Origin of the sequence: Micrococcus sp. GbtcB5, assembly GCF_019091605.1 — a bacterium.
Lineage (GTDB): Bacteria > Actinomycetota > Actinomycetes > Actinomycetales > Micrococcaceae > Micrococcus > Micrococcus luteus.
Genome location: NZ_JAGXJK010000612.1, coordinates 1 through 230 on the forward strand (window position 1 = coordinate 1; position 230 = coordinate 230).

1 protein-coding gene is annotated in these 230 nt (G+C 71.3%); it reads left to right on the forward strand.

The genetic code is table 11. The features are described from left to right. On the forward strand, positions 1-230 hold a 230-nt coding region (locus KVS67_RS13695; protein WP_217565609.1), incomplete at both ends, for a UDP-N-acetylglucosamine 2-epimerase.

A 230-nucleotide genomic window follows, 5' to 3' on the forward strand; every position in this document is an offset into this window, starting at 1 on the left:
GCCACTGTCGTGCTGACGGACTCCGGCGGCGTCCAGGAGGAGGCCCCGCCCGTGGGCAACCCCGTCCTCGTGATGCGCGAGAACACCGAGCGACCCGAGGCCGTGACCGCCGGCACCGTGCGTCTGATCGGCACGGCCGAGGAGGTCGTGGTCACCGAGGTCACCCGCCTGCTGACGGATGTGGCCGCGTACACCACGATGTCCCAGGCCGTGTACTCCTACGGCGACCG